Source organism: Emticicia sp. 17c (genome assembly GCF_037153985.1).
In the GTDB taxonomy this organism is placed as follows: Bacteria; Bacteroidota; Bacteroidia; order Cytophagales; family Spirosomataceae; genus Emticicia.
This window is the reverse complement of the sequence record NZ_JBBAYI010000030.1, coordinates 1-8879: the sequence shown is the minus strand read 5'-3', so window position 1 is coordinate 8879 and position 8879 is coordinate 1. Positions and strand designations below refer to the sequence as shown.

At 32.9% G+C, this 8879-nt stretch carries 9 protein-coding genes; all 9 read left to right on the top strand.

What is annotated here, in order from left to right; all coding sequences use genetic code 11:
* Positions 1 to 25: 25 nt before the first annotated feature.
* The gene (locus WAA15_RS24140; RefSeq protein ID WP_337045426.1) at positions 26 to 3517 is read left to right on the top strand and encodes a hypothetical protein; all 3492 of its coding nucleotides are present in this window, start codon (positions 26 to 28) and stop codon (positions 3515 to 3517) included.
* An 8-nt stretch (positions 3518 to 3525) separates the two neighbouring features.
* Positions 3526 to 4746: a hypothetical protein gene (locus tag WAA15_RS24135; RefSeq protein WP_337045425.1), complete on the top strand. Its 1221-nt coding sequence runs from the start codon at positions 3526 to 3528 to the stop codon at positions 4744 to 4746.
* A gap of 73 nt (positions 4747 to 4819) precedes the next feature.
* Positions 4820 to 5131, top strand: a complete 312-nt coding sequence (locus WAA15_RS24130; protein WP_337045424.1) for a hypothetical protein — start codon at positions 4820 to 4822, stop codon at positions 5129 to 5131.
* Positions 5132 to 5806, top strand: a complete 675-nt coding sequence (locus WAA15_RS24125) for a hypothetical protein (protein ID WP_337045423.1) — start codon at positions 5132 to 5134, stop codon at positions 5804 to 5806.
* Complete coding sequence (locus tag WAA15_RS24120) at positions 5803 to 6657, top strand: lysozyme inhibitor LprI family protein (protein ID WP_337045422.1); 855 nt, start codon at positions 5803 to 5805, stop codon at positions 6655 to 6657. The genes WAA15_RS24125 and WAA15_RS24120 overlap by 4 nt, the downstream gene beginning before the upstream one ends.
* Before the next feature lie 112 nt (positions 6658 to 6769).
* Positions 6770 to 7252, top strand: a complete 483-nt coding sequence (locus WAA15_RS24115; protein ID WP_337045421.1) for a hypothetical protein — start codon at positions 6770 to 6772, stop codon at positions 7250 to 7252.
* A gap of 9 nt (positions 7253 to 7261) precedes the next feature.
* Positions 7262 to 7438 carry a hypothetical protein gene (locus WAA15_RS24110; RefSeq protein ID WP_337045420.1) on the top strand — a complete coding sequence of 59 codons (177 nt, stop codon included), beginning with the start codon at positions 7262 to 7264 and terminating at the stop codon, positions 7436 to 7438.
* Between the two features lie 293 nt (positions 7439 to 7731).
* Positions 7732 to 8526, top strand: coding sequence for a hypothetical protein (locus WAA15_RS24105; RefSeq protein ID WP_337045419.1), 795 nt, complete (start codon positions 7732 to 7734; stop codon positions 8524 to 8526).
* A 74-nt stretch (positions 8527 to 8600) separates the two neighbouring features.
* Positions 8601 to 8879, top strand: a 279-nt coding sequence (locus WAA15_RS24100; protein WP_337045418.1) for a hypothetical protein, incomplete at its 3' end; no start/stop codon positions are given.

Here is an 8879-nt window from a genome sequence, read left to right as displayed (position 1 = left end):
AGTTGATAAAAAATGTACAGATGTAGTGGCAAGGGCTACTACTTATGATATTACACAAGGCGAAGAAGTAGGATTAATTGTAAAAGGTTGTAGCAGTGATATTGTTTGGCGAGATGAAAAACTTGCTACTGTAAGTATCAATAAAATTTGGTTAAATACTCCTACAAGTTCCCAAACTTACGCAGTGTATTGTAAAAATAGTAGTGGTGAAGCCTGTGCTTTCCAACTTCCTACAATCAATGTAAAATGTGAATTAAAACTTATTCAAAATGATTTAGAGTCACATCATAACTGGGGAGCACCAGTTGGGTCTGTAATGGTAACTGCTTTAGGCTGCCCTGCTGATGGTCGCATTGAGTGGGAAGTGAATAAGGGTAATAGAAATATTGATGGTGAAGCAATTGGATTGAATCAATATAAAATCTCTGATATAAGAAGAAATTTTTCTGCCACAATAAAAGCTACTTGTTTTATTGGCAATGAAAATTGTTCATCGACTGAACTAAGCATTTCAAGACCAGTTCAAGTATGTGGCTATTATGCTTCCGCAAAGCCTATAACACTGTCTTTAAAAAATGATAAAATAGAAATAAAAGCTCTTAGCTCTGCTAACAACAATGGATATTATGCGTATGCCGATGCTATCAAATGGCTAAATGATAAAAGTGAACAATCTCTTTCGGGAGAACAATATATACTAAAGTATTTTGATATTCCTAAAACAAAAACACTTTTTGAAGCCATAGTTATTGTTCGTGATGCGTATGATGAACTTCATGAATGTCCAGTTGCTATTCCTTTTGAACCTCAGAACTCTAACTCAAAAAACACCCCAATTATCCCACCCACAGAATGTACTCCATTTGTGGCATCAGCCAGTAAAACTAATTTTGATTGTGATGATAAAATACAATTAAGTAGCAAATGGTGTGGTGTAACAGAAACAAATACAGGTGTTGTTACTTGGGACCCTGCTATTCCGCTTAATGGCATCGTAACGCCAACAGCACAAGAAATAACTTACAAAGCCACATGCCAATTTAATGGACAAACAATTATAAGTGAAGTAAAATTAACAAAAAAGACACCTAAAGTATTTGTTTATCTATCCCAAGAATCATTTTCTAAACTATATTACAATAATATCTTAGCAGGCACAACCATAAATTTAGAATCATCAGGATGCTATGATGATAAATGCACAAAAGGTATTGTAAAATATTTTGTGCAATATTATCCCTTAGCAAACGGGTCAGGGACAGGCTTTAAACCTATGAATGGAGCATCACTAAAAATAGATGGCTCATACCAAGCTGTTGAATTTAAAGTAGTTTGTGATGCTAACAAAGGCGAAGGACTCACAAAAAAATGGGATATTCTTGTACCAAACCCTTGTGATTTTAATGTGATCGTTGATCAGGCTCACAGTAATCCTCCAATTGTTACGGGTGGATTAGCCAATATTACCATAACTGGATGTGATTTAGGAACAATTTCTTGGCGAAACTCCAATGGTGGCAGTGGAAATATTACTTCAAATAAGCGAATAGATGATAATGCTACCGGAAGCATTACCTACAAAATTGCATGTAATATGAACGGGAAAGGGGCGATTCTGCCTTTTTGCGAGAAAGAAGTAATCATTTATAGGCCTGAGCCAAAACCTGTCATAAAAGACAATACGCAATGTGCTGATTTCTTTCAGGGGAGTTATGAATATAAATTAGGGATGGCATCGGCAATAGGTACATCGTCTAATCCAACCTATACACCAAAAGAAAAAGCAATTTATGCTGGAATAGATGATTTCTCTACCAAGGGGGCATTATTAAGGCTGGCTTCCGCCAATTGCCCGAGTAATGTTGTTACCTGGTATGATAATAAGGGTACAAAAATTTCCGATAAAAATATCATCAGTATTCAATTTCCGGATACTTCACCGGCTGTCTATACTTCCGAATGTACAATAACACTCAATAATAATAAAACAATAAAATGCACATCCGATGTGACTGTTCATTTTGACCCCGATTACATCAAAGAATTGAATAGAATTCTGGCCAATGAACGAATAGCCATCCAACAAAGTAATGTAATTAATGAAGTTAGTCAAGATAATGTAGTGTCTCAGCCAAATGAAGCCACTGCTTCCAACTGTGGTTTCATGACCACCCAAAAAGCCGTAGGTGATATTCTCAAAAACCTGATATGCGACAATGGAAAACTGTTTATTGAAGCACCCATAACAACCGAAAAGGTGGAGACGCTAAAAAAAACAATTCTCGAAAACCCGATGTTTCAGGATAAAGGTATAAGCCTTCCGCCCATTACGGATGCTATGTTTGTGGATATTACCGCAGGAGGGGCTCAATGCCAAACTGCCATTGACGGCTTAGTGAAAGATGTAGTTGGTATTTCTTTGAAAGAAGATTTTAATACCCTCGTTACTGACCCTGATTTGATTGACGAACTAACAACTGATGTATTAAAAAAAATCAAGTTAAACGAAAATGATAAATGTTTATCTATTGGTGTGATAATAAGTGCTTTAAAATTAGAGATATTAGGACAGACAAACTTAAAATTATATGACTTACCAACAGCTTGCGTAAATACTACTGAAGCAGATGTGCAAGCCGAGACACCCTCTAGCTCCGTCAATTTAGGAAAAATTTCTTTATCTATGTCTAAGAGTTTTATAGGTAATGGAGTAGTTTTAAAAGAGAAGGCTTTATATGCAGAAGGCGATGCAGGCAATCCGAAAAAAGTAAATATTGTATTAGGTGACACACCCGCTATGATTTTTGAGTTTACAAGTCAAGCAATGGCTGATAGAGTATTAGATTGGATGGGAGGTGGTAAAAAAGTTCCAAATAATGGTATTTTTGATGTAAGTGCTTATAAACCTACTCGTTCAGTTTTAGAGTTTGTATCAGAAACAGAAGCTAAAATACCGTATGTCTATGATGATGCTGATAATTCGAGACCTAGGAAAAATTACTGCGAAACAGGAGGTAAAATAGAAGGCAATTTAACTGTGGGTATTGGTAAAATAATAGAAAATCCAGCTGCAAAAAGATCAGACGGTAAAACAAATCTAGAATATTGGTGCGAAAGAAGCCCATTAACTGATGATGAAATGTGGGAGATATTTGAAAACGGAGACTTTAAGGAACATGTGCAACGAATGAAAAATAAATTTACAAAACCAAATGTGAAATACAACCAATGTCAATGGGATGCTTTAGCCAGTGTAATATATAACAGAGGAAGTTATGGGACAGGAAATGATTATTGGGAAAAGAATATTGCGGATGGGGAAGTTAAAATACCAAAAGAAAACCCTGATATCAAAGAGGCTTTTATAAGTGCGTTTACAAATCGAGATAAAAAATGGTTTAAAGGATTAATGTGCCGTAGAATTGCTGAAAGTCAAATGTTTATCAATTGTTCTTATGAAAAACTAAGTACTAAGGAATGTAATGATGAATGTGAATTAAATAATGAATGTAAATAACTGAAAATATGAAAAAAATAATTATTTGTCTATTAATGGGAGTATCTTTTAATCTGTACTCTCAAAATATAAAAGAAATTAAATTTGGTAAATACATAGAGCCAATAAAGGTATTAAAACCAGAAGAGTTTAGTATTGAAGGGACATGGGAAATAGTCCATCGGGAGTGGGAATTTGATTGTGAAAAGGAATATAAAATTGGGGATACTTTAGATTATGATCCACCGTATTCAATTATGCAAGATTATATGCATTTAGGCGAATTGGTTCATTTTGATAAAAATTCTATTAGAACCTATTCAAGTATCATGGCAACTCAATCGCCATTCATACGATTCAGAAAAGGGTATTGGAATTTACAGGAATATGCTTACTATGTAAGTGGTCCTAAAGAATGTAAAGGGCAATACTACCTAAATAGATTTGGGGAGAAACAGTTAGTAATTGAAGCAGATTGTTTTTTCAGAAGTAACGAATTGATATTAGAAACAGTCAATAGTAAAAGTTGGGGAACTTATAGACAGCCTAAAGAGGGAATGTCATCATATTATTATTTTGTATTGAATGAAGATTTAATGGTCAGACTAACTTCTTTTTCGATAATCTATTTAAAACGCAGCAATAAACCTTTGCATTTCCCTATTGATAAAGATAATTATTATGTCATTACAGGAAATGGGAGAGATATTGGATTTGACTTAAACATAGCTAATAACGAGTTTAAACCTGATAATTATATGAAGATAGTTTATCCGGAAAATTTAGTAAAAAAAGACAGTAAGCCATTTACTATTGATAATTATACGAAGTTCTCCTGTGAGAATTTAGAAAGGGGTTTACCTGATTTGAAACTAATTTACGGAAATACCTTTGTTGGGAAGGATGGAAAAACTTATGGTTCTGCTCCAGATGTGACAGAAAGCGGTAATAGAATTTATATTCCTTTTAAGGAGCTTAATAAAAATATACTTGATATTTTTATTAAAAAAAGAGTAAAAAAGCATGAGCTGTGGCAACTTCGATACAAAGTATTGAAACCTGTTCTGAAACGAATAAATAAAAAAACCTACATTTATAAAGAACCGAATAATGAAAAGACGATTATGTATTTGATAAAAGGTGATAAAACAAAAGTAATAGATGAAGAAAAAGATTGGTATTATATTGAGTTTAATGGTGAAAAAATGATACGAGGCTGGATAAAGAAAAGTGATGTAGGAGCAAATTGAAACCCTTATAAGGCAAAGTATCAAACTTAGTGATTACCTCATTTCCAAACAGGAATGAGGTTTTTTCTTAAAAATGACTAAGAGTTTTATAGGTAATGAAGTAGTTTTAAAAGAGAAGGATTTATATGCAGAAGGCGATGCAGGCAATCCGAAAAAAGTAAATATTGTATTAGGTGACACACCCGCTATGATTTTTGAGTTTGAGACAAAAGAATTGGCTAATAAGATGATAGATTGGATTGGCGCGAATAAAAAAGAAGAAACAAAAACTTTAAAATATGAAAGTGGTCAAGAATATGGATGGTTATCCGCTTCCGAAGAATCTAAAAATCCATGTGATATAGGTTATGACGAATCGGGTGGATGCAGCTATGGTAAACATTAAATGGCGGTTAAAACAGGAAAATTGAACGAATTTATTGATTGGTTAATAAAAAAATATCCGGATAAAAGTATAAATGAATATAAAGGATTTACAGAAACTATTATAAATGATGCAAAAAAAAATGACTCTAAAAATGGATGTGAAAAGTGTGAACTAACGACAGAATTTCAGAAAGTTTGTGATGATAATGGTTTTATTAGTTTAGCCCATGAATTTATTTCCGAAAAGAATTATAAGCCAACATACAACAAAATAATGAATATGTTTGGTGAGTCAAGTCTTTTTAAGAATTTAAATTCAAAAGACGAAGAAGCGTTAAAAGAGATGTGCTATTCACTTGGAGTACAACATGGAGGTGCGTTCAGAATTTTTATGATGGCATTACTCAAAGACTATACAGGATGCTCTGAAAACCAGATTCTGGATGTTGATGACTCGGACTGTTCGCCGAGTTTATCAGATTATCCTAAAGAAAATCCATCATCAACTCAAAAAGTAACTATGAATCAAACCGCAAATAGTATTTCTATGCAAGACTATGTTAAACGAGTTTATGCAGCAAGAAAATTATATTTAAAAGCTAATAGAAATAGTATTAGCAATTGGGATATCATTATAAAAAATAGATATAAAAAAGAAGAAAATTCAATCAATAAAACTATTTATAACAAATGAGAAATATTATTCTTTTAGTTCTAAGCATATCTTTATCGTGCCAAGCACAGACTAAGCCAAAACCAGACTTGAAGTATACGCCTATTGAAATATTTTATGAAGGCAATTTGCCATTTAGAAAAAAGTCGAGCCATTTTACTATTATGAACTATACACTTGTAAATCCATTAATAGCGAGACAATTCTATGATAAATCTCAGGAAGAGTTTTCAACATTAAATACAACAATTTCATTTCCCAGAGATGCTTGTCAATCAATAATTGAAAATTATATCTCAAAAAAAACAGACAGTAATTATAGCGGGATGTTTTATAATCCTTTTTCGAATCAAAAACTTGTAGGAGCCAAATTATCAGAAGGTATCTATAGTATTAGTTTTGATAATAAACAAATATATTATAGATGTGTTTGTATCCCATCAAACTATCTTTCACTAAAGAAAGATTATAAGGAAAATCTTTCAGAATTTAATTTACCTGGAGGATACGTATTGGATGCTAAAGAAATGAATAAATTAGTAATTAGAAGACTTGATAGCTTAGATTTGAATGAAATACCCTTTTATAATATTTATCCATTTGACATTTCTCCTTCATTTGACTGTTCACAGGCAAAAAGTTTATCAGAAAAGGTTCTTTGTAGAAATGCAGATCTGTCAAAGCTTGACAGAGAATTAATCGATATTTACAATAAATTGATATTACTGAAAGGAGAAAAATTAAGAATAGACCAAAGAATTTGGATAAAAAATAGAGAAAAGGCTATTGAGAAAAAATCATATATAGAATCCATAGAGCTTTTAAGAGAGCTATACGTAAAACGTATCCAAGAATTAAAGCTAATAAAGTGAGTGGATACAATATTAAATTTAGTCCTAATAAAAAGTAATTTAAAAAAACTTTCACTTACATTTTAGAAAGAGGGTAATAATAGGGACACAAATATATTGCTAATACGGTAATATGTTTTCGTATAATCCAAATCCAAGTGCACCAAACGATAGTATCAAATACTTAAAAGGAACAGGAAAGTATTTTATAGCACTATTTAATGGAATCGCTGGAGAAGAGATATTTTCCCCGCCACAAAATGGAGAACCTAATTATTTTACATTTAATTATAATGGTAGAGATAATGAATACCATCAGCAAATACATCATCTACCCAACATAGTTGTAAAGGCACTATGCAAAAATGAAGTTGAAAAGGCGAAGGTAGAGGAATTCTTAAATATAAAATACGGCTGCATAAAAACGGCAAAAAGTTATCTATATAAAATACCGAATGTTCCTACCCAACAGTACCTTGTCAACAACGATCCTATCGAATTGGTAGAGGAAAAAAGCGGTTGGTTAAAAGTTAAATATTACCCTGAGCAAAATGGAGAATGGCTCGGCAAAACGATAGTAGGTTGGATAAAAAAGAGTGATTTAGAGGCAAACTGAGAGTATCCTTTGAATACTTTATCTGATGTATCTAAAAAATATAGATGTGGTGCTGGAGAAGTTACTAAAGAGCAAGCTGGTAAAAATCTGTTTTGCTATGTCTATCGTTGCGAAGGCGGCAATGGAGATGAGGAAAGTTGCGATGGATACAAATATAGAGGACATGGTTTTTTACAATTAACCTGAAAAAAACAATACAAGGATTTTGATGACTGGTTAAGTAACGAAGGGCTAGGACGAGATTACAAGAAGGTAATGACTAACCCTGATGAGGCATTTGATGATATGGAAATTTCCTGTCTATCGGGTATGTGGTACTGGGAAGAAAATAATGGCAATTAAAAGGCAGACAATGCTATTCCCGACTCTTCTGGTTTTGATGATAATTTCGAAAACGTCTCAAAGACTATCAATGTAAAAGCGGAGAATAATGAGAATAGAGAACGAATATTTACAAACGCATATAATGTTTTAAACAAATGACAAAAACACTCATAATTATTTTGTTAGCCATCCTCAGTTGTGATGCGCAGACACAAAAAAAAGATATGCTAAATGGAGGCACTTCTGCACGAACTGTCAATGATTTTTTGGAAGGCTATGCTTGGATTTATGAAAAAAATGATAACTATCCCCATGCTGATCAAAGTTTTTGGATATACAATGATAATAAGTTATATTTTATCAAGAATAACAATAAGTTAGAAAATGGAATAGATTATTTAAACATAGCCAAATATTTTTATGGTTTCTATTGCTTTTTTCCACGTACACCTTTCCCATATATCGAATCTGCGAGGAACAATGTGTATACTCCTATTCCGAAAGACTCAGTCTTTTTGGATATGCCCATAAGTAGTACGAAAATGAATGAAATTTTTATACTTGAAGGCTTAGATAAAATAGAAGAAGCATACACTGAAATGCAATATCGTGCAATGTCATATTCATTCTCACTGGCTCAATCTAATTATATTGAGACTAATAGGGCATGGCTTCCTGTCCCCGGCACAATTGGTGGAACGCTCCGCATAATAGAGCCTCCCAAACCTATTCAAGATTTTATTAAATATCTAAGAAGGGATAAATTAAAGAAAATAGTCAGTACAAAATCTGACATTTACAATAATCTTCGTATATCTACTAAAATGTATCTCATCAAAGAGGATGAAGGAGAGATATTAGAAGAAAAAAACGACTGGCTAAAAATCAGATATTACGGCAAAAAAACCATTGAAGGTTGGATAAAGAAAAGCGATGTGGAAACAAATTGAAACCCTTATAAACTTAGTGATTACCTCATTTCTAAGCAGGAATGAGGTTTTTTATTAAAAATGGCTAGAGTTTTATGGGTACTGAGGTAGTTTTAAAAGAGAAGGCTTTATATGCAGAAGGCGATGCAGACAATCCGAAAAAAGTAAATATTGTATTAGGTGACACACCCGCTATGATTTTTGAGTTTGAGACAAAAGAATTGGCTGATAAAATGATAGATTGGGTGGGTGGCACTAGCCCATCAGATAATAAGGCAACATTTCCTATAACCGGAACGCAATTGAAAGAGATTTTTCCTTCAACTAAACAAGAAAGGTGTGATGAAGTGGCTAAAATTATTAACAAATATAGT

Bases quoted from the DNA above. Each gene is read 5' to 3' on its own strand.
- WAA15_RS24135 (WP_337045425.1), top strand. From the start codon at position 3,526: ATGAAAAAAATAATTATTTGTCTATTAATGGGAGTATCTTTTAATCTG.
- WAA15_RS24130 (WP_337045424.1), top strand. From the start codon at position 4,820: ATGACTAAGAGTTTTATAGGTAATGAAGTAGTTTTAAAAGAGAAGGAT.
- WAA15_RS24125 (WP_337045423.1), top strand. From the start codon at position 5,132: ATGGCGGTTAAAACAGGAAAATTGAACGAATTTATTGATTGGTTAATA.
- WAA15_RS24120 (WP_337045422.1), top strand. From the start codon at position 5,803: ATGAGAAATATTATTCTTTTAGTTCTAAGCATATCTTTATCGTGCCAA.
- WAA15_RS24115 (WP_337045421.1), top strand. From the start codon at position 6,770: ATGTTTTCGTATAATCCAAATCCAAGTGCACCAAACGATAGTATCAAA.
- WAA15_RS24105 (WP_337045419.1), top strand. From the start codon at position 7,732: ATGACAAAAACACTCATAATTATTTTGTTAGCCATCCTCAGTTGTGAT.